This is a genomic window from Heyndrickxia sporothermodurans (assembly GCF_003055045.1).
In the GTDB taxonomy this organism is placed as follows: Bacteria; Bacillota; Bacilli; order Bacillales; family Bacillaceae_C; genus Heyndrickxia; species Heyndrickxia sporothermodurans.
Genome location: NZ_NAZB01000032.1, coordinates 92,650 through 114,649, shown reverse-complemented (window position 1 = coordinate 114,649; position 22,000 = coordinate 92,650). Strand labels below are relative to the sequence as shown.

Below are 22,000 nucleotides of genomic sequence, written 5' to 3'. Positions count from 1 at the left end.
ACTTATTACCACAAGTCTTTTCAGAATAGTATAACATATTTTGCTAAAACTTTTTAAAGCGCTTTACTAATCTTTAGTCCCTATTTGCTAGCTGTTATGTCTAATAAGTCAGAAAATAGTAATGCATTCTGGGAACTTTTTAGGTAAAATGAATTATAAAGTATTTAGAGGAGAATTCTTCAGTGACGCTAAAAGCACGGTTATTCGATTTTTTACTATTTTTCACTTCATTAGCAGTAGCATTTAGTTTAGGTCATTTTACAATTGACCCCACTACATTTGTAATCGCATTACTTTTGTATTGGGTATTTTCTAGTCTTTATTACCAATTACCAATAATCAGCAAAAAAAACAATACTAGTTTTGATTATGGAATTAGCTATAGCCTTTCATTTGCTATTTTCACCGGAACATTAGGCTTATTGCTTTTTGAAACAATCTATCGTTTTACGGTCTATCTAACGAAAAGGTGGAAAAATACAGCGGATCCCGGTGAACTTTTAGATGTATTTTATAATATCGGTTCATTTGTCCTAAGTAACTCTATTTCCTATTATTTATTCACGCTTTTGCATCCCGGCTTTCAACATATTCCTTTTGGATTTTGGATATTAATGATTTTCCTAGTATGTGTAAGCTCCTTTCTTACAGGAACTTTTTTAGCTATTGTCCTTTATATTTCGGGGGATATAAAATCAAGGTCAGAAACCATCGAATTTATTTTTAAAACAAGAAGCTTTATGGATATTGGGAAAGTCGCCTTTACGAACGGACTATTACTCCTTCTTTTAGAAGAGGGAAAATGGGAGATGATTATCAGCCTGTTTATTCTTAACTATCTTGTTAACCGATCCTTTGTTTTCAAATCCCATAGCATACAAAACAAAATCGAAAGAGATAAATTTGAACAAATGGCATACACGGACTTTCTTACCGGGATTGCAAACAGAGCATACATGGATAAAAAAATGGCTGAACTTAATCAATCAAATGAAACAATTGCCATCGTTGTTGCAGATATCGATAAATTTAAAAGAATTAATGATAACTACAATCATGCCGTCGGAGACCGCGTCATCCAGCATTTTTCAACTATATTAAAAAGCCGCTTAAACTATGATGATTATTTATTTAGAAGTGGCGGCGAGGAATTCACACTGTTTCTAAGAAATCGATCGTTTGAAACGAGTGTCGCCTTAATCGAAACAATTTCACAGGATGTTATGAGTAATATGGTAACAGTTGAATATCATTCAGAGTCCATTCCTATCTCTTACACCGCCTCGTTTGGGCTTTATTTCCTCAAGTTAAATGATGATGTATCAATTGGTAAAGGATATGTATACGCAGACCAACTTCTTCTTCAGTCAAAAGAATTGGGTAGGAATAAAATAACGGTAAAGAACGCCATACTAAAGACAGATAATCAATGAGCATTGTTCATGATTCTCTGTCTTTTTTTGGAATAAAGTTATTTCCAGAAAATTTATTATTAATAATAACGGAGAATATAAAAACGCAAATACTAATATAACAATTATTTTGACAATAACTAAAATTACAAGTATTATATTATAATAACAAGGGAGGTAAATTTAATGTCAGAAATCAATAGACAGAAAATTGTGTCTAGTGTTCCTCAAAAGGGCTTTTTCGGACACCCGAAAGGATTATTCACCCTGTTCTTTACGGAATTCTGGGAACGTTTCTCATACTATGGAATGAAAGCAATTTTAGTTTACTATATGTATTATGAGGTCTCAAAAGGCGGTTTAGGACTTGATCAATCAACTGCCCTTGCTATTGTATCTATTTATGGATCATTAGTTTATATGTCGGGAATTATCGGTGGTTGGCTAGCTGACCGTATTTTTGGTACATCCAGGGCGGTATTTTTCGGTGGGATACTTATCATGCTCGGGCATATCGCCTTAGCCATACCGGGGAATATTTCATTTTTCTTCGTGTCAATGGTATTAATCGTCCTCGGTACGGGGTTATTAAAGCCAAACGTTTCTAGTGTGGTCGGTGAAATTTATAGCGAAGAGGATAGTCGTCGTGATTCCGGTTTTAGTATCTTTTATATGGGAATCAATCTTGGTGGATTTGTATCTCCTCTAGTTGTTGGGGCTGTACAATCAAATTATGGGTTCCACCTAGGCTTTGCCTGCGCAGCGGTTGGTATGTTTATCGGACTAGTTGTCTTTCTTGCAACGAAGAAGAAAAATCTTGGTCTTGCTGGAACCTTTGTTGCCAATCCATTATCTCCAACTGAAAAGAAAAAGGTATTCACTATAATTGGGTTAGCTATTGTTATTATTGCGATTTTATGTGCGATTGCTATTCCGATGGGAATCCTTAATTTTAAAACTTTTATCGGCTTAATCGGTATATTAGGAATTTTGATTCCGACTATGTACTTTATTGTAATGTATCGCAGCCCTAAAACAACAAAGGTAGAACGGTCACGCATAATTGCCTATATTCCATTGTTTATTGCTTCGGTTATGTTCTGGGCAATACAGGAGCAAGGATCAACCATCCTAGCAACTTACGCCGACAAACGGACACAATTAGATTTTGCTGGAATTCATATTTCACCTGCTTGGTTCCAGTCATTAAACCCATTATTTATTATTGTGTTTGCACCAGTGTTTGCATGGCTTTGGATGAAGTTAGGAAAACGCCAGCCATCTATTCCTAAGAAGTTTTCATTTGGATTATTATTTGCCGGTATTTCATTTTTAGTTATTCTTTTACCAGCATACTTCGGCGGCTCTAATTCATTGGTTAACCCGCTATGGCTTGTTCTTAGTTACTTTATAGTCGTAATTGGCGAATTATGTTTGTCCCCTGTTGGACTATCAGCAACTACAAAACTAGCACCTGCTGCATTCTCAGCACAAACAATGAGCTTATGGTTCTTATCTAATGCAGCTGCACAAGCAATTAACGCACAAATAGTAAAATTCTATACACCTGCAACCGAAATGGTCTACTTTGGAATCATAGGAGGGGCATCAATTGTTCTAAGTATTATTTTATTTATTCTCTCTCCAAAGATTCAAAGCTTTATGAAAGGTGTTCATTAAGAAAAGCGCGGGGCACCTAAACAAATAGTAAATTACATTTTCAAAAGCCTATGAAAACGAAAAGGGCTGCCTGATATTTTTCTGATCAGGCAGCCTTTTCTATTTATATTATCATATTTGGTTTAACCTAATTTTATAGGAAACTAGTGGTTAAGCGAGTGAACCGCCTTTTTTAAGATACTTTTCAATACCTTCTGCAGCGCGATATGCTAATGCTCCTACTGTTCCTGTTGGATTGTAGCCGGAATTATGACCAAAAGCATTTGCACCGGCGGAGAATACATTTTCACAATCCCACATTTGTAAATAATTATTTAGAGCGCTTGTCTCAGGATCTGCTCCCATAATTGAACCACCAGTATTATGTGTAGATTGATAGTTTCGAATATCATAGTCGCCTACTTTTTGGCCACCTTGATTGACTTTTGATGCGCCCATTTCTTTTAAAATTCCCGCAGTTTTTTCACCGAGATATTTACCTAATTGCTTATCTTGGTCTTTCCAGTTAAACGTCATACGAACAAGAGGATCACCAAAGGCATCTTTATAAGTTGGATCTAAATCTAAGTAATTATCTGCCCATGGCATGGATGCCCCTTGTGCACCAACTGAAATTGTGCGATTTGCGTATTTTATTGATGCATCTTTAAATTCTTTACCCCAAGAGGGTGTTCCCGCAGGTACCGCATTGTTTTGAATTGGACGATTTCCTGATTTACCAATTCGAACATTTGCACCGTGGATAAAGTTTAAATCAGAGTGATCAAAGAAGTCTCCGTTAAAATCATCAAGATTAGATCCTAATGCTCCAGCTCCGGCAAATACATTGTATTCTTTATCGAAGAATCCAGTAGATCCACCAAAGTTAACTTGATATGCATAGTTTTTACCAATTACACCTTGTCCTGTTTTTGGATCATATGGCTTACCTAATTTTGAATTTAACATGATCTTTACATTATTCATTTGATAAGCAGAAAGAACAACTACTTCAGCTTCTTGAATATATTCTTCACCCGTACGTGTATCAACATAAAGCACACCTGTTGCTTTTCCACCACTATGTAACACTTTACGAACTACAGAATGTGTACGCAGTTCATATTTACCAGTCTTCTCAGCGACTGGAAGAACAGTCACCACAGGGTCTGCCTTAGCTCCATACTCACAACCGAATCTTTCACAGAAACCACAATATTGACAAGCTCCACGACTAATATTGTCTGGATTTGTGTAGTTCTCTGATAGATTGGCTGATGGCATACTATATGGATGATATCCAAGTTTACTAGCTGCATCTTTGAATAATTTCATTTCTGAGCTTTCAAGCATTGGCTTTGTCGGATATTTGTATTGTGGTGAACCTTTTAATGGGTTCGGCTCTCCGGAAATACCCGACATTTTTAAGAATTTATTGTAGTAAGGTAATAATTCATCATGAGTGATTCCCCAATCTTGAATCGTCATACCTTTAGGAATTTTGTTTTTGCCGTAATGCTCAACGGTTTTAGAATAAATTTCAAAATCGTATGGTAAAAACAAATAAGTTTGTCCGTTCCAATGAACCCCAGAACCACCTAATCCATCACCAAACAGGAATGAACCCCATTCGCGATATGGTAATGCTTTTTGCTTTAGATTATGACGAATTGTTACCGTTTCTCTCGATAAATCTTGCATTAATTCATATCGTTGTGCATAGCGCAATTCATCATGTACTTTTAGATAATCTTGTGTAGAACGGCTTTTTCCTCGTTCTAGACCTACTACTTTATATCCTTTTTTAGTAAGCTCAGAAGCAATAATACCACCAACCCAGCCTACACCAACTGTTACTATATCAGTCTTTGGTAATTTCTTTGCCATAACTAGTCACCTTCTATTAGAGAATTTATCACATTGAACTTAAGCTTTTCGGATCCATTTTCACAAACGAATCTTTTTCGATAATATCTTTATAAGACATTTGATGTCCTGGGAAGTTTTTCATTTTCCATCCAGCCATATCTTTATTTCCACCGTACATTGGATCAGCATAAACTCCCTCAATCGTTGCCTTTCTTAATAATCCAAAAAAGTTACTCGCTGAAGTTGCACCATTTAGTTTTACTTTATCTGCCTCAAAATCTTTTAAAATAGCAACTTGTTGATCGCCTTCAAGCTCATGGAATTTCTTCTTATGTTTCTTTTGTGCAGTACTATTTAAAGCTTGAATTCCCAAATCAAATATTTCATGTCTTTTTAGATGGGTTTGATATCCTAGCTCTGGAACAGAATCAGCAAGAGAAAAAGGACCGGACATGTATTCCTTTGTATTTAATCCCCAATTCCCAGCTAATTGGTGGTCAATATAATACGCTACATCTAAGTCTTTTGCTCCAGGACCTACATCTGTTTTAGGAAAAATTTGTTCTGCCGCAGCTTCAATTGTTGAAAAATCCTCTTGATTCGTGAAATACATCAACGCTCTTGACGGATTGGATGAGTTAGACATTTGATGACCACCGGGTTCCGTTGATGCTGGTTTCGAAGAACCAGGTTTTTTTCCAATCAAACCACCTAATGCACCACCGACAATAAGTCCACCGACAGTCAATCCGGAATTTTTCAAGAAAACACGTCTTGAATTATCTTGTACACCATTTTGATTTTTTTTATCTGACACACAAAAAACCCCCAATTATCATTACTAAATAATGTGATTTAACAAAAGAATAATCTTAACCCTGTTCAATACTAGGTTAAGATATTATTTGTTGGGACTATGAAGTTAGCAATTCATCATCATACAAACGAAATACTAAATACCTGCATAAAATTAATTTTTAGTATCCTTTTTTTCTTCTGACTCAAAAGGTTCTGTTACATCATCAACAACCTCTTTTGTTGATTTTTTGAATTCTCGAAGTGTATCACCAACCGCTTTACCTAGTTGTGGCAATTTAGCGGGCCCGAATAAAATTAAAGCGAGAACTAGAATAATAATTAGACCTGGAATTCCGATTGAACTAAACATAAATATTCACTCCTAAAAAATAATTTTGATGAAACTATGAATCTCTTACCCTTTTTTCTTATAAATAGAACTTGAGCAAATAATACTAATCTCAAACAAAAGAAGTAGAGGTATGCTGACTAATATTTCAGATACAAAATCCGGCGGAGTAATAGCTGCAGCTATAACGACTAATACCATATACGCCACTTTTCTAATTTTTCGTAATAACTGCGGATTTACAATACCAACCTTCGTAAGGAATATGACGATTACAGGCAACTCGAACATAATACTAATTGGAAATATGATTCCAAACATCAGTTTAAAATACTGATTAATTCCGTATGTTTCCGTTGCTCCGATTGTTTGATTGATTTTAGTTAAAAATTGAAGCATCATCGGGAACAAAACAAAATAACTAAAGAATACGCCTAAAATGAATAAGAAAAATGAAATAGGAATAAAAATAAATGTACCTTTTTTCTCCTGTTCAGTTAATCCTGGCTTCACAAACTTCCACGTTTGATATAAAGCAACAGGTAAGGTGATTAATACCGAAACAATAAGGGCACATTTTAAATAGATGGTTATTCCATCTCCGAATCCAAAAACATTCCACTCTATATCCACAGCTGAAGGTTGATTTTTAATAAAGTTTAAAATCGTAGAAGATACGAAAAATCCTAAAATTAAAGAAAGTATAAAAAATACAATAACGATAATCATCCGTTTTCTTAATTCGGTTAGATGCGAAACAAGTACATGTTCTTGATCGTTTTGATGATTTGCCTGTTCCATATTAAATTAGAGCTCACCCCTTTTTAAACGGATAAAATAATAGTATACTTATATTTAGGAAAACGAAATAACAAAAACCATTATACGCCCAAAAAATTGAAAAATCACTAAAACTTTAAAAATTTTTTTGAAAAATGATTAGGAATTAAAAAAATTTTTTCATAAGGAGAAAAACAATGACTACTCACAATAAAGCGGAACTATCTCTTTTCAGTGAGGTTCTTTTATCAGTACTATTAACCGCGTGCCTAGCAATCTTTCTTTTTAAATTCAATGACACTTTTCCTTGGTTATCCTTTATTGGTATTCCAATTGGACTTGCAGTGATCATTGCATGTTGGGAGCAGAAAAAGAATAGTTGGTCTCTTTTAATTACCGGATTGGTACTAAATACGATTGTATGGTCAGTTGTATTTAATTGGACATCCTTTTTCTAAGTTTGTAAGAAAAGTGAAAGCGCCTTGCTCAGTTTTTCAAAAAGAGAACCTGAACCCCATTTTTTTGGGTCAGGTTCTCTTTTTATTACCCTTATTTTTTCTTTGATAACCATTCAGCGACACTTTTCGCCTCGTCTTTTGAGATAAGACCGGCAGGCATTTTTCCGTTTTTTCCGTTATTAATAATATTTTCTATCTTACCTTGATCATATTTGGAACCAATTTTATTCAAGGCCGGACCCGCACCACCTTGTAATGTATCTCCATGGCAAGTAATACAATTTTTCTTCACTATTGCCTCTGCATTAGCAGTCGTATTAGCTGATGCATGTTCACTAGTACTTGCTGTTTGCGAAGATTGAGGTCCCTTGTATATAAACAATACAAATACTAAACACACCAAAAGAACAATATTGATTCCAAAGGAAACCCATGTCTTTTTCATATAAAAAACCTCCTAGAATAAAGTATTTAGTAATACGAACTTTCTTATTATAACTCAATAAAAGATGGTGAAAAGTAAAAAACACTTTTTTGAAAATTCATTATACTGGAATACAAAACGAAAATTGTCATTCATTTACTTTTATAAAGCTATATTGAAATAACATTTACTAATTTCTTTCTCATTTACTTCTGTCATATTGAATAGTAATAAAAAAGAGGAGGGAGTCATGTGCAAAAAGGCAAAACACTAAAGTTTGGAGACACGATTGGCTTAATTGCCCCTGCTAGTCCCACAAAAAGGGACCGGACTCTCAAGGCAATTGAAACAATTGAACGTCTTGGATTTCATGTAATAGCAGGCAATAGCTGTTTTCAAGAATTAGGCGGTTATTTAGCGGGTACTCCAAAGAGCCGCGCTACGGATTTGAATTCAATGTTTATGAATGACAGAGTAGATGCTATTTTATGTATACGAGGAGGATACGGTACTCCCCAACTATTGACATACGTAGACTATGAGATGATTGCTGAAAATCCTAAACTATTTATTGGTTATAGTGATATTACAGCACTTCATATTGCATTGATGCAAAAAAGCCATTTGGCAACTATACATGGTCCGATGGCCGCCTCTGATTTAATCGATGCGGATGATTTTACAAAACAAGCCTTATTAAGGACAGTGATGGACCATCATCCTCTTGGAAAACTTATGAATCCGAATAAGGAAAATATGTGCAGTATGGTAGATGGTGAAGCAACCGGCGAAATTGTTGGTGGAAATCTCTCGCTAATTTGTGCATTATTAGGAACACCCTATGAACTAGATACGAAAGGAAAACTATTGTTTTTAGAGGATATTGATGAAGAGCCATATAAGGTTGACCGAATGTTAACCCAATTAAAGTTAGCGGGAAAATTAACGGATGCTGCCGGTATTATCCTTGGGTCATGGACAAATTGCGAAAGTAAAACGGATCCAAATGGTTATACATTGATGGATGTGTTTAAAAATATACTAATTCCAACCAATAAACCCATTATTTATAACGTATTTGCTGGACATTGTAAAACGAAATTGGCCTTGCCACTTGGTGTAAAAGCACGTGTAGACGCAACAAATAGACACTTGATAATAGAAGAATCCATTACTTGCAATTAGTTTTAAAGAATAGAGAGTCTCATAGACTTACGAGACTCCCCTACTTACTCACAAACAATGACATGTCGGGAAAATGTGCCCTTTTTTGCAATAGCACGGTCAGTAATGATAAATCCCGCTTCTAGTAGAATGTCATCAATTTCTTCAATTGTTATTACGACCAATTTACTAGAAAATCTCCGCGCACTTTGTAACATGTTCAATTTATCAGCATCCGGTAAAACAGAACATAAATTATACGGCATATCGATGATTGCTACATCATACTTTTCTGTTATCTTATTCATATCTCTAACAGTTACTTCACCTTCAAGTCCAAAATAAGCAAGGTTTTCTCTTACCCCTGGAACAATAAGATAATTTCTGTCGCTTCCAACGATATCTATCCCCATCGACAAAGCCTCCACTAATACTGTTCCAATTCCACAACAGGGGTCTATGGCTTTAGTTCCAACTGGATTAGGAACGGCAATATTTACCACTGACCTTGCCACACGTGTACTGAGTGCCGTTGAATAACTATTTGGCTTTTTTTGATGCCGCAACCAACTTGCGTCATTCTTAACGTACTCACCAAATACCCACCTTTCATCTATACGTAAAATACCAAATAGTCGATCTGGATTGATTAAATTCGGTTCTCCGTCGATATGCAATCCAATTTCCCGCTCTATCTCTCGTCGCTTAGTAAAGCTTATCTTTTTTGTCTGATTGAAGTCACCGCTTTTTACATAAATAACTTTATACGTATACGCCCCTACCTTTAACTGTTTTACTTTCTGCACGATATCTTGAAGTTCATTTCCTTCAAAAATGACATCAATTCGTTCTTTTAAAAACGGGCTCCTACTAGGATTAATTTTTACAGGACTTTCAATTATGCGAAAATCATTATTTATATTGTTTATATCAAACAGTGTGCGTAGCTCTAATTCACAAAGCGATTGTTCCTCATCGCGATAGGAATATGTATAAACATAAGATATTGGCTTATAATTTTTACCTTCCAACAATTCTCATCCTTTATCGCAGAAATTTTAAAAACTGGGAAACTAGCTTGTTTTTCCTAGTATTGGATCTGCTTCATTCATTATATCAAAGAACTCGGACTATCCAACAAAAAGGAGTTCTTGAAAAACTTTAAAAGGATTCTATCCATTAGGCACGAATTACTTACTATAAAAGGGGGAAATTAATTTGGAAACTGCTTTACAAAGTCATAAAAAAAGGAAAATAAATTGGAAAAAGGTATCAATTTGGACGCTATCCATCATCGTTGTTTTAATCCTTGTTGGCTATTTTGCGGCGAGCGCGTACATCTCTCGTTCTTTACCTAAAACAGAAGGTAAAATAAAATTGTCCGGATTAAATGCTAAAGTGAACGTCATACGAGATAAAAATGGTGTGCCCCACATTGATGCAGAAAATGAACAAGATTTATATATGGCACAGGGGTATATTCAAGCACAGGATCGTTTATTTCAAATGGATCTAAGCAGGCGCCAAGCTTCAGGTGAATTAAGTGAAGTTGTCGGCGAAGCGGCTATCGATAAAGACAAATACTTCCGTACACTTGGTTTAAGAAGAGCTGCCACTGCATCCTATAATGAATATTCATCACAAGCGAAAGAAACATTACAGTGGTTTGCCGACGGAGTAAATGCCTATATAAAGGAATTAAAAGACAACGGAAAATGGCCGATTGAATTTACAATCCTTGGCTATAAGCCGAAGGAATGGACACCAATTGATTCACTAACAATTGGAAAATACATGGCATTTGACCTTGGGGGACATTGGGAAGATCAAGCATTCCGCTATTACTTACTGCAAAACTTTCCTAAGGAAAAGGCCTATGATTTATTCCCATCCTATCCAAAAGACGCACCATACATTATAAGCAAAGATACGTTAAATCTTGAAAAAAGCTTTGCCTCTGCAGTTATACCTCCTGAATTCAATGGTAGTAATGATTGGGTCGTAAGCGGCAAGAAAACAAAATCAGGAAAACCAATATTAGCCGATGATCCACATTTAGGACTTAATTCACCATCCATTTGGTATCAAATGCAGCTTAAAGCGCCAACTGTAAATGTAAGCGGTGTTATTTTCGCCGGAGTACCAGGAATTATCTTAGGTCATAATGAAGAAATTGCATGGGGTGTAACGAATACAGGACCAGACGTTCAAGATTTATATATTGAAAAAAGAAATCCAAAAGAGAAAAACCAATTTCTTTATAATAAAAAATGGGAGAATGCGGAGGTTGTTAAAGAACCAATAAAGGTTAAAGATCAAAAAACGATTGATTATGAAGTGACTATCACCAGACATGGTCCGGTAATTTCCGAATTTGCTGCAGATAGCGGCAAGGACACGGTTCTTTCATTACAATGGACGGCTCTACAGCCTTCAAATGAATTGGAGGCCGTCTTACAAATGAATAAAGCGGGAAATTGGGATGAATTTGAAAAGGCACTAGAAAACTTTGAAACTCCAACCCAAAACTTTGTCTTCGCTTCGAAGGACGGAACAATCGCTTATAAAGCAAATGGCAAAATACCGATTCGAAAAAAAGGAGATGGCCTGCTCCCAGTCCCTGGTTGGACGGATGAATACGAATGGACGGGTTACATCCCTTTTAACGAACTGCCGAAAACCATAAATCCGAAGGAAGGATTTATTTCAACAGCTAATAATAAAGTCATTTCTGACGATTATCCATACCATATTAGTCATAATTGGGCACAGCCGTATCGTCAAATGCGAATCCAAGAAGTTTTAAAATCAAAAGATCAAATAACAGCAAAAGATATGCAAGATTTGCAAATGGACAAATTAAATTTACAAGCAAAAGAATTTGTTCCTATTTTTCTTAAGCATGTGGGAGGAATAAAGAATAAAATTGAAAAGGAAGCTCTAGTATCCTTACAAAATTGGAACTTTATCGATGACAAAGATTCCGCTGCACCACTCATTTTTAATATGTGGATGAGGAATATCCCTGAAATTCTTTTTAATAAAGAAATTTCAAAAGAAATGCTTGGAAAATTTGGCGGACAAAAACAAGCAGTCGATGAATTAATTAGACATGCTGCAGAAGGAAAACCAGGTCCGTGGATAAGTGAGTATGGCGGATTGGAAAAGGTATTACAAGATTCATTAAAACTAACGGTACTAGAAATAGAAAAAAAACAAGGTGATAATGTGAAGAAATGGGAATGGGGCAAATACCATCAACTCTATTTCGCCCACCCACTTTCTAGCGTGAAACCATTAAACTATTTATTTAATAGTGATGGTAAAATTCCTGTAGGCGGTTCAAGTGTCACCGTTCAAGCAGCTGCTAATAAAGAAGATGGAACAGTTGATCACGGAGCCTCATGGCGGTTTGTTATTGATACCAATGATATGAATACCGGTTATCATATAGTCGGTCCCGGCCAATCAGGACATATAAAAAGTGAGTGGTACCACGATCAACTCAAAGCATGGACAGAAGGAACTTATCATGCAACAAAACTTAACACCAAAAAGGGAAACAAGCTCGTACTATCCCCTTAATCCGAAAAAAGTCGGGACGGTGGACCCAAACCACTGTCCCATTATTTTTTTGTTTCCTTTCTAACAACAGGAGCTACCTTTGTTGCCAATTTTTCTATGTTTTTGGCCACTTCTTTAAAAGGCATGCCACCTATATCCATTTGTGCAAGGAAGCGCTGATGGCCAAACAGCTCGTGTTGCCGTAGAATTTTTTCGATGATTTCCTGGGGACTTCCAACAAATAAAGCAGATTCTGGACCGGTCATCTTTTCAAAGTCTTCCCTAGATAAACGTGTATTCCCTTTTGGAGGTTGATTCGGATTCCCCCAATAATTTGAATGATAGGGGTAAAATTCATCCCTTGCCTGTTGCGATGTGTCTGAAATATAAACATGTCCGGTTACAGCAACCTTTAAATCTTGAGGAGAAAATCCAGTATTATAAGCCGTTTCACGATACTTCTCGACAATTGGTTTAAATCGTGCTGGATCACCTTCAAGAATCACTATTGCTAAACCTGTGCCTAACCTTCCTGCTCGTGCTGCACTATTTGGATTTCCCCCGACACCAATCCAAAGGGGAATATTTTTTTTGTATGGACGTGGTGAAATTTCCGCATTGTGTAGTGCCGAACGATATTGTCCTGACCAGGTAATCTTCTCACACGCATTCAATTTCAGAAACAACTCAATGTTCTCTTCAAATAACTCATCATATTTTCCTAAATCACATCCAAATAAGAGAAAAGGTTCAATAAAGGCGCCACGCCCTGCAATTATTTCAGCACGCCCATTGGACAAAAGATCAAGTGTAGCAAAATCCTCGAAAAGCCGTACAGGATCTACCGTGTTTAATACTGTAGTAGCACTCGTTAATTTAATTCTATTTGTGACCTGTGAGATCGCAGATAAAATGATTGCGGGTGCTGACACAGCGTAATCTAAACGATGATGTTCACCAACACCAAAAACGTCTAGTCCCGCTTCATCAGCAATCTTTGCCGCCTCTATAATTTCCTCTAAACGTTGCTTTGAACTAATTATTTGTCCCGAATGTGGATTAGGAGCGATTTCTCCGAATGAATATACCCCTATTTCCATCCCGGAATGCTCAGATGTGGGATCAGTTTTCACCTAATTCTCCTCCCAAGTGCTGTATATCGCCTACCTTTTTTTGTTAATAACATAAATGTCACTCATATACTATTCTCATATCAAAAATGAGTAACCTTTGAAGGTATCTTTCTTGGAAATAATAAGTTCCCAGAGCTTAATATCTCTGTATAGCAAGGAAACTGAATTTACTATACAATATTTTTAAGAAAAGAATTGGGTGATTACAATGTTTAAACTTCTACTAATTGAAGATGATACTACTCTTTACCATGAAATCAAAGATCGATTATCGAGTTGGTCTTACGATGTATATGGTGTTACAGATTTTAATCATGTGATGCAAGATTTTACGTCTATAAAACCAGATTTAGTCATTATTGATATCCAATTGCCGAAATTCGATGGATTTCACTGGTGCCGAATGATTCGCGCGCATTCAAACGTTCCCATCATCTTTCTATCGTCACGCGATCATCCTACTGACATGGTGATGTCCATGCAGCTAGGTGCAGATGATTTTGTACAAAAGCCATTTCACTTTGATGTGCTCATAGCAAAAATCCAGGCAATCCTCCGCCGTGTATATAACTACAATACGGAAGAAACGGTACTCAAAACTTGGTGTGGGGCAACGATTGATTACGAAAGAAACATCGTCTCCAATGAAACAGGCTCTATTGAACTGACAAAAAATGAAATTTTTATTTTAAAACAACTAATTGAACAAAAAAATAAAATCGTTAGCCGGGAAGCGTTAATTAAGAGCTTATGGGAAGATGAGCGCTTCGTGAGCGATAATACATTAACCGTCAATGTAAACAGACTACGAAAAAAGTTAGACGAGATCGGTTTGGGGCAATTTATCGAAACAAAAGTAGGACAAGGGTATATCGCAGTAGAAGAGGCATTTTAATATGATTAAAAAATTTTTACGCGAAAGATTTAGTTGGATCTTCCTATTTATATTTCTACAGCTATTGTTTGTCTTTATAGCATTTATTGATACAACCATCCCGCTTTCATCTATACTTTATATTGTCTTTTTATCCTTTATCATCTTTATCTTTTTTGTCATCATTCGCTATCAAAAGGAAACGAAATTCTACCGAAGCTTAGAAGAGTGGGAAAACAGTCTCGATTTAACGAGAATCCCCAATGCAGAAAGTCCTTTTGAACATATTATTGAAGACTCGATAACTGGACAAACAGAGATGCTAAAAAAGAATTCTTCACATAATTTGATGTCATTAGAAAAGGAGAAAGATGAACTATTATCTTGGATTCATGAAGTGAAAACACCGTTAACAGCAATGAGTTTAATGATTGATCGTTTAGAAGATGAAAAGATTAAAGAGCAATTAACCCATGAATGGCTGCGAATCCACCTGCTGCTCGACACCCAGCTTCATCAAAAGCGGATTCCATTTATGGAAAATGATTTATACATGGAAAAAGTAAACCTTCAATCGTTAATTGTAAAAGAAATTAAAACTTTACAATCATGGTGTATGCAAAAAGGCATTGGATTTGATATGGAATTAGAAGTGACAGAAGTGGTTAGTGATGGGAAATGGGTCGCCTTCATCATCAGACAGCTTTTAACAAATGCCGTTAAATATAGTGAAGCATCCGATATTTTCATTAGAACCTATGAGCAAAATAGACATACAGTCCTTGAAGTCAAAGATTTCGGACGAGGGATTGACCCAAAGGATTTGCCGCGGATATTTGATAAAGGGTTCACTTCCACGGCCGAACATCAAGATCATGCAGCAACAGGCATGGGACTTTACTTAGCTAAAAAGTGTGCCAAATCCCTGTTAATAACAATTGATGTCCAATCCACTCTTGGAAAAGGAACAACTGTTACATTAACTTTTCCAAAGAGAAATGAGTTTCATCAAATTATGGGCGTGTGACAAAAATGTCACATGCTTTTATTTTTTGTTCGCTTAATCGAAGGATAATGAAAATTTGGCTCGTTATAATAAAACTATAAAATAAAGGAGCGATACAAAAATGAAAATATTAGATGCAAATAATATTTATAAAGTATATGGGAATAAGTTCAATAAACAAGAAGTATTAAAAGGCATTGATATAAGCGTAGAGAAAGGGGAATTTGTCGGCATCATGGGTCCTTCTGGTTCCGGGAAAACTACCTTGCTTAATGTCCTTTCCTCTATCGATCGGGTGAGCAACGGAACCATTCAAATTGATGGAAAAGATATGACTCGTATGAAGGAAAAACAGTTAGCAGAATTTCGCAAAAGTCATCTAGGCTTTATCTTTCAAGATTATAATCTACTGGATACATTGACTGTTAAAGAAAATATTCTATTGCCGCTATCGATTACAAAAGTGCCAAAAAAAGAAGCAGAACTAAAATTTAAAGAAGTGGCAACTGAACTAGGGATTTACGAACTAAAAGATAAATATCCAAATGAAATTTCTGGTGGACAAAAACAACGTACTTCTGCAGCCAGATCATTTATCCATCATCCAAGTATTATATTTGCTGACGAACCAACCGGTGCGCTTGACTCAAAATCAACTTCCGATTTATTAAATAAGCTTAATGATTTAAATGCAAAGCTTCAAGCAACCATTGTAATGGTCACTCATGATCCAGTCGCAGCAAGCTATTGTAACAGAGTCGTTTTTATTAAAGATGGAAAAATCTATACGCAGTTAAACAAAGGAGAAGAAACAAGACAAGCTTTTTTTAACTACATTATGAAAACACAAGCAGTACTAGGTGGTGTGCAAAATGAGCATTAATCATCTCATTCTTCGCAACTTAAAAAAGAATATTAAGAATTATTATCTTTATGTATTTGCCTTAATCTTTAGTGTCGCTCTTTATTTCGCGTTTGTTACGCTGCAATACGACCCATCCATGAATGAAGCAAAAGGATCAATTAAAGGGGCCGCTGCGTTGAAAGCAGCATCCATTCTGCTCATTGCAATCGTCGCAGTCTTCCTTTTATATGCAAATAAGCTCTTTATGAAGCGCCGCAGTAAAGAAATTGGCTTATTTCAATTGATTGGAATGACAAAGAACGGGATCTTCCGTCTTATGAGTGTTGAGAACTTGATCCTTTATTATGGTTCTTTACTAATTGGTATCTTTATTGGATTTTCCTGTTCTAAATTGATTATGATGTTATTATTTAAAATTACGGATGTAGAAACAAACGCAACCCTTCAGTTTTCTGTAGAAGCTTTAATACAAACATTTATTGTTTTTACACTCATCTATCTTGTAATCATGTTAATGAACTATGTTTTTATTAAAAGACAAACGATATTATCCTTATTTAGGGTGATATCTTCCGCAGAAGGAAAAGTGAAAAAAATAAGTGTTTTTGAAGTATTGATTGGAGTTATTGGCATTGTATTAATTATTTCAGGTTATTATGTTTCATCAAAATTATTTGATGGAGACTTTTCAACTACGAACGAACTTTTCATGGCCATGATCTTTATTCTCGGTTCAGTCATCATTGGAACGTATCTTTTTTATAAAGGATCTGTCACATTTATTACGAATGTTATTAGGAAAAAGAAAGGCGGATACTTGAATATTAATGAAGTATTATCCCTTTCCTCGATCATGTTTCGGATGAAATCAAACGCCTTGTTACTAACGATTATTACAACCGTTTCTGCACTTGCTATCGGCTTATTGTCGTTATCTTATATCTCTTATTACTCAGCAGAGAAAACCGCGGAGCAAAATGTACCTACTCACTTTTCTCTGATAAACGATAAAGATACAAACGAATTTGAAAAGGCATTAGATGCTAAGAAGATTGCCTATAATGAAAAAAGGATGGAAGTCATTCAAGTAGATATTGATATAAGTAAAATAATGGTTTCTAATTTTAAAGAATTGAAATCCGATCCCTCAGCCATGACTTTTCCAGTTATAAGCGACAAATCCCTAAGCGATGTCGACCTTTCAAAGGATGAGACCCTCTTTAGCGGATTAGATGGGATGCTTTCAAAAGTAATGTCCTTAAAAGATTCAGGAACCATTGTCTTAAAAGGGAAAAAAGAACGGATTCCACAGAAATATATTGGTTTAAAGGATAAGTTCATTCTTCCTTATACTTTCACATACGGCGGCTTACCTGTTGCTGTTGTTGACGATACTGTTTTTCAACAATTAAAAAGTGATCTCGATCCTGAAATTCAATTTGATCAATCTTATTATGTTGGCATCGATATTAAGGACGACGCCAATCTTAAAAAGGCAAATAACACTTTCAAAGGGTTACATCTTGATGATCACCCTGGAAACTTATCACGCCTTTTGATGAGCAGCAGTCAGAAACAATCGATGGGACTCATCATGTTTATCGTCGGTTTCCTAGGATTAACTTTCTTGATTACATCTGGTTGTATTCTTTATTTTAAACAAATGGATGAAAGTGAAGATGAAAAACCAAACTACACGATCTTGAGAAAACTAGGTTTTACCCAAATAGATTTATTAAAGGGCATTCAAGCTAAGCAACTATTTAATTTCGGTATTCCTTTAGCCATTGGATTACTCCATAGTTACTTCGCCGTTAAATCCGGCTGGTTCATATTTGGTACTGAATTATGGACACCGATGATCGCCGTTATGGTTCTATACACGGTCCTATATTCAATCTTCGGTATATTATCTGTTCTTTATTACAAAAAGGTTATTAAAGATGCACTATAACGAGCAATTCATACGAAAGAGCCTTTACACAAGGCTCTTTCTTTCATGTATAATGTACTTATCAGAAAATTCTTTTACCTATTGCCGGATATGGAAGGGGAAAAATTCAATGAATACTGATTTTATTCAAAAGATAGGACAAATTGGGGTACCTGTTAAAGATTTAGAAAGGGCTATACACTTTTATAAAGACCAACTGAATCTTCCTTTATTATTTAATACGGATACTATGGCGTTTTTTGAATGTAACGGCCTGCGTCTTTTACTAAGCTTGCCGGAAAAAGACGAGTTTGCCAACGCCAGCTCTGTCATCTATTTTCAAGTTGATCAGATAAAAAATACTTATGAGAAATTCCTTCGTGATGGAGTTACCTTCATCGACGAGCCACACCTCGTAGCAAAAATGGGACAAACCGAGACTTGGATGACTTTTTTTAAAGATACAGAAGGGAACACCCATGCATTAATGAGTGAGGTTCATGCTCAATAACATCATAACTTCCTTTATAAACAAAAAATGACCTATTCAACTAATGAATAAGTCATTTTTTGTTTATATTACTTTTTACGAAAGGCCATGATAAGCGCAACTAACGAAAGGACAACTGCAACGATTGATAAGATTAAAGGAAGTGAAGTTGATTGATCAGAGTCAGATGCTTCAACATTTGTTGTTTTTGTTTCCTCTTTTTTTGTTGTATTTGTTGTAGCCTGATCATCATGATGTTGATCCGTAGAGGCACCTGCAACGATATCTGTAATTGAATGAGGTGTATCTCCACCTTCATCTTTCGTCCATTCTACAATACTGCCATCTTTATAAAATTGGAAAGCATCCCATGCAATTTTTGTTGCCTTATCAGGGTTTTTTGCAACAAACGTAAACTGTTGGAATTGACCAGGTAAGATTCCTTCACCAGTAGCCTCGAATGTAAATGATTTTATTTTTCCATCGGCATCTTTATCAGTGGAATATTTCCACCCAGGTATCGGCTGGTAAGACTCAATTTCTACGCCCTCTGGTGCTTTAATCGTAAATTTAGTTGTAGGGATTTCTTTTTCCGTTGGAACTTTAACTGTATATGTTTCCCAAGCACCTGTTGTGGAAGTAGTTGGGTTCACTGTCACATGGGCACTTGCCACACATGAAAATAAAAATAATCCTAGAACTGTTGGTAAAAGCACTTTCGACATCTTTTTGATTGTTTTTATCATTTTCGATTCTCCTCTTATTCTATATTATTGACTACCTACCAATACTTTAAAGTCAGTATCGAGGGTTGCTAAATCTTTCGTCAGGACGTGAACATGAACATTCCAGCGACCTGCCATATTGAAATTCATACCCATTCCTTCATATTTGCCTTCTTTAACTTTCAATAATGTTTTCGTATCCTCGCCCATATCCATCTCCTGACAAGTAAACGTAAGGACAACTTGCTCAATATTCTTCATTGGTTGCCCATTTCGATCTTTTAAATCAATAGCAAATGTATTTTTTCCGATGACGTTTGGGGTTGCTTCAAAAGTAATTTTGCTTCCTTGATTTACAGTTTTTGATTCTTTTATCGGACCCGGTGATGCCATTGCCGTTGGTAAATTTGTTAAGATAACGGAAAGAACTAGGACAATTATTCCTGCTAGTAATTCACCCCATAAAGAAGGAGAAACTCCCTTTTCACTCTTACGTTTTCCTTTAGTAAAATTCACTGCTGCAAATATAATCATAATAACCAGAAGAATAACTTTCCCTAATAATGTCCGTCCATAATCAGTAGTAATAAGTGAACGGAGATTAGGAATATATAATAGACTTCCAAAAATACCTGTCGCAGTTAAAACGAGGAGAATGATGATTCCCCACTTGGAAAACCTTCTTATCATTTCGAGATAATGATTCTTTGTATCCACTTTCCTGCTTAAAGGAAGTAGAGCAACAAAAACAACTAAGCTCCCAATCCAGATCGATGCTGAAAGTAAATGGAGAAAATCCATTCCAACCGTTAATAATACATTTGTCGTTGAAGCAGCATGGCTTGTTAGTGCTTTGGTTAGTATCAAACCTACTCCAATAATAAAAGAAATCCAGTAAAGTAATGATTTACTTTTAACATGCAATAAATAAGTAAAAATCAATAATAAAATTAGACCACCAACTTGGATTAACCACGTTTTCCCATAAGCCGAATTTGTAATCATATCCTTAAGCGTTTCAATGTTTAATACTTGTTTCCATGATGTTGTTAATTCAATAGATGCCATTAATGGTAAACTGACAATAATACTCAAAAATAATAATAATAGCGAATAATTTAGTATCTTTTTAAACGCCTTTTTAACATATCCATTTTGGACTAAATCCTTTTGAAGTATCAAAAGTAAAAAGAATAAAGCACCAATATAGCTTGCATTGCTAAAGTATTGTAACCAACGAATAATGATAAGATCACTTTGCGGTGTATACCCCTCTGATTTCGCCTCTATCGCTGTTCCATCTTGGACTGCACTATCTGAACCGATTTGAAATGGAATCACACCTTGAACGGGATGCCCATCATTTGATACAGCCTTCCATTGAATTCGATACGTACCATTTGGAAGTTTCGAGTTTAAACCGCACTCGAGAATGGTTGAATTTTTTGCATTTACATGCCCGTTTTTCTGGTCCACCCGTTTACCTTTGTCATTATAAACTTGAATCGAATTATTCACAGATTGGATGGTCTCATCGAATTGGATGAATATCTTTTTCGGTGATTGTTTGAGAATCTCGTTATCAGAAGGATTGGATTTGACTATGTAAGCATGGGCGGAGGTAAAGGTTGGAAATAAAAATAAAGTAAGACAAATGAGAGATATTAATAGATTAATTTTCTTGTTATTTATCAACGTAACTACCTCCCAATTGATGACACTCACAACTTCGATTCCCATTCATTCTTTTCACGATTTCTTCAATGGCTTGCTCAAATTGGAAAATTACCCCCCCAAAGCCTTTTTGAAATTGTTCAGCATATTTTAATGAATCAAACGTAAGTACCTGTGGTTGGCAGCAATTTAAATGAAAATCAGCATCCATTAAAAAATAAGCTAACTTCCCGCTAATCGTAGTATTTTGTAGAAAGTCGCGGCAGATGATTTGCGAGACATTTTTTTCAATATCCCGATATCTTAATAAACCACAATGAGGGCAACATAATTGTTCCACCTTCTGATCATTGGTGATAATTTGCACAGGATGTCTATTATTTAATTCCTTTAAACAATACGTACATGAATTCGAAGGAATATGGCCAATGGTCGCCAGAGAAACACCACGGGAGGTTTTAGTAATCTTTTTATCCTCCAATAATGGCTTTATATCCCGATATACGGTCATTTCAGATACATTTAAACGTCTACTAATTTCTGAAATTGATAGCGTTTCTTCTTCTTCTAACCAAGCTACTATTTGTCTTTGCCTTTCTATCGGTAACATAAAAGCACCTCTCTTAATCTAGTTGGAATTTACTTCATATAAATAGATTAAAACACCCATTAGTTATTAACAAGATAGAAATGTGAAATTTATGTTAAGAAATATCAATTAATCACATTTTTTATCAATGAAACATGTATATACATAACTAAAACTTTATAACCTATTAAAAAGTTAATTAAAGTATAAAAATAGTTTTTACACCAGGTAAAA

The 22,000-nt window shown here is 35.5% G+C and carries 20 protein-coding genes; 10 read left to right on the top strand and 10 right to left on the bottom strand.

Annotated features, from left to right (window positions below; genetic code table 11):
* The first annotated feature begins 182 nt into the window (after positions 1-182).
* A complete protein-coding gene (locus B5V89_RS14425) occupies positions 183-1,433 on the top strand; it encodes a GGDEF domain-containing protein (RefSeq protein WP_108072602.1) in 1,251 nt (416 codons plus the stop codon).
* Between the two features lie 165 nt (positions 1,434-1,598).
* Positions 1,599-3,092, top strand: coding sequence for a peptide MFS transporter (locus tag B5V89_RS14420; RefSeq protein ID WP_108072601.1), 1,494 nt, complete (start codon positions 1,599-1,601; stop codon positions 3,090-3,092).
* 150 nt (positions 3,093-3,242) lie between these two features.
* Here the strand turns inward: B5V89_RS14420 and B5V89_RS14415 are convergent, their stop codons facing one another.
* The 4 genes from B5V89_RS14415 to tatC all read right to left on the bottom strand — a co-directional run bounded on the left by B5V89_RS14415 (position 3,243) and on the right by tatC (position 6,888).
* Complete coding sequence (locus B5V89_RS14415; protein WP_108072599.1) at positions 3,243-4,958, bottom strand: GMC family oxidoreductase; 1,716 nt, start codon at positions 4,956-4,958, stop codon at positions 3,243-3,245.
* Positions 4,959-4,986: 28 nt separating this feature from the next.
* On the bottom strand, positions 4,987-5,757 hold the full coding sequence (locus tag B5V89_RS14410; protein ID WP_108072597.1) for a gluconate 2-dehydrogenase subunit 3 family protein: 771 nt from the start codon (positions 5,755-5,757) through the stop codon (positions 4,987-4,989).
* 153 nt (positions 5,758-5,910) lie between these two features.
* Positions 5,911-6,108: a twin-arginine translocase TatA/TatE family subunit gene (gene tatA / locus B5V89_RS14405; protein ID WP_108072596.1), complete on the bottom strand. Its 198-nt coding sequence runs from the start codon at positions 6,106-6,108 to the stop codon at positions 5,911-5,913.
* A gap of 45 nt (positions 6,109-6,153) precedes the next feature.
* On the bottom strand, positions 6,154-6,888 hold the full coding sequence (gene tatC / locus B5V89_RS14400; RefSeq protein WP_108072594.1) for a twin-arginine translocase subunit TatC: 735 nt from the start codon (positions 6,886-6,888) through the stop codon (positions 6,154-6,156).
* A 176-nt stretch (positions 6,889-7,064) separates the two neighbouring features.
* On the opposite strand from tatC, the gene B5V89_RS14395 reads away from it, so the two are divergent.
* Positions 7,065-7,325 carry a hypothetical protein gene (locus tag B5V89_RS14395; RefSeq protein ID WP_108072593.1) on the top strand — a complete coding sequence of 87 codons (261 nt, stop codon included), beginning with the start codon at positions 7,065-7,067 and terminating at the stop codon, positions 7,323-7,325.
* 91 nt (positions 7,326-7,416) lie between these two features.
* Here B5V89_RS14395 and B5V89_RS14390 read toward each other — a convergent pair whose 3' ends face one another.
* Complete coding sequence (locus B5V89_RS14390) at positions 7,417-7,770, bottom strand: c-type cytochrome (protein WP_108072591.1); 354 nt, start codon at positions 7,768-7,770, stop codon at positions 7,417-7,419.
* 231 nt (positions 7,771-8,001) lie between these two features.
* Here B5V89_RS14390 and B5V89_RS14385 point away from each other — a divergent pair, with 231 nt between their 5' ends.
* On the top strand, positions 8,002-8,934 hold the full coding sequence (locus B5V89_RS14385; protein ID WP_108072590.1) for a S66 peptidase family protein: 933 nt from the start codon (positions 8,002-8,004) through the stop codon (positions 8,932-8,934).
* A 44-nt stretch (positions 8,935-8,978) separates the two neighbouring features.
* Here the strand turns inward: B5V89_RS14385 and B5V89_RS14380 are convergent, their stop codons facing one another.
* Positions 8,979-9,944 (bottom strand): TRM11 family SAM-dependent methyltransferase, encoded by a 966-nt coding sequence (locus B5V89_RS14380; protein ID WP_108072588.1) that lies wholly within the window; start codon positions 9,942-9,944, stop codon positions 8,979-8,981.
* A gap of 187 nt (positions 9,945-10,131) precedes the next feature.
* Here B5V89_RS14380 and B5V89_RS14375 point away from each other — a divergent pair, with 187 nt between their 5' ends.
* Positions 10,132-12,498 carry a penicillin acylase family protein gene (locus B5V89_RS14375; protein ID WP_108072587.1) on the top strand — a complete coding sequence of 789 codons (2,367 nt, stop codon included), beginning with the start codon at positions 10,132-10,134 and terminating at the stop codon, positions 12,496-12,498.
* Positions 12,499-12,539: 41 nt separating this feature from the next.
* On the opposite strand, the gene B5V89_RS14370 is transcribed toward B5V89_RS14375, so the two are convergent.
* The gene (locus tag B5V89_RS14370) at positions 12,540-13,577 is read right to left on the bottom strand and encodes an LLM class flavin-dependent oxidoreductase (protein WP_107957853.1); all 1,038 of its coding nucleotides are present in this window, start codon (positions 13,575-13,577) and stop codon (positions 12,540-12,542) included.
* A 241-nt stretch (positions 13,578-13,818) separates the two neighbouring features.
* Here B5V89_RS14370 and B5V89_RS14365 point away from each other — a divergent pair, with 241 nt between their 5' ends.
* The 5 genes from B5V89_RS14365 (at position 13,819) to B5V89_RS14345 (ending at position 18,799) form a co-directional block, all read left to right on the top strand.
* Positions 13,819-14,505: a response regulator transcription factor gene (locus tag B5V89_RS14365; protein WP_108072585.1), complete on the top strand. Its 687-nt coding sequence runs from the start codon at positions 13,819-13,821 to the stop codon at positions 14,503-14,505.
* Position 14,506: 1 nt separating this feature from the next.
* The gene (locus B5V89_RS14360; RefSeq protein WP_107958222.1) at positions 14,507-15,511 is read left to right on the top strand and encodes a sensor histidine kinase; all 1,005 of its coding nucleotides are present in this window, start codon (positions 14,507-14,509) and stop codon (positions 15,509-15,511) included.
* Between the two features lie 100 nt (positions 15,512-15,611).
* On the top strand, positions 15,612-16,373 hold the full coding sequence (locus B5V89_RS14355; RefSeq protein WP_108072584.1) for an ABC transporter ATP-binding protein: 762 nt from the start codon (positions 15,612-15,614) through the stop codon (positions 16,371-16,373).
* Positions 16,363-18,309 carry an ABC transporter permease gene (locus B5V89_RS14350; RefSeq protein WP_108072582.1) on the top strand — a complete coding sequence of 649 codons (1,947 nt, stop codon included), beginning with the start codon at positions 16,363-16,365 and terminating at the stop codon, positions 18,307-18,309. Before B5V89_RS14355 ends, B5V89_RS14350 begins: the two co-directional genes overlap by 11 nt.
* 109 nt (positions 18,310-18,418) lie before the next feature.
* A complete protein-coding gene (locus B5V89_RS14345; protein WP_108072581.1) occupies positions 18,419-18,799 on the top strand; it encodes a VOC family protein in 381 nt (126 codons plus the stop codon).
* A 68-nt stretch (positions 18,800-18,867) separates the two neighbouring features.
* On the opposite strand, the gene B5V89_RS14340 is transcribed toward B5V89_RS14345, so the two are convergent.
* The 3 genes from B5V89_RS14340 to B5V89_RS14330 are packed head-to-tail and all read right to left on the bottom strand — an operon-like array spanning position 18,868 to position 21,787.
* Positions 18,868-19,524, bottom strand: coding sequence for a YcnI family copper-binding membrane protein (locus tag B5V89_RS14340; protein WP_107958216.1), 657 nt, complete (start codon positions 19,522-19,524; stop codon positions 18,868-18,870).
* Between the two features lie 24 nt (positions 19,525-19,548).
* Positions 19,549-21,198: a copper resistance CopC/CopD family protein gene (locus tag B5V89_RS14335; RefSeq protein ID WP_244913503.1), complete on the bottom strand. Its 1,650-nt coding sequence runs from the start codon at positions 21,196-21,198 to the stop codon at positions 19,549-19,551.
* Positions 21,188-21,787 (bottom strand): HTH domain-containing protein, encoded by a 600-nt coding sequence (locus B5V89_RS14330; RefSeq protein WP_066230732.1) that lies wholly within the window; start codon positions 21,785-21,787, stop codon positions 21,188-21,190. Before B5V89_RS14330 ends, B5V89_RS14335 begins: the two co-directional genes overlap by 11 nt.
* Between the last annotated feature and the right edge of the window lie 213 nt (positions 21,788-22,000).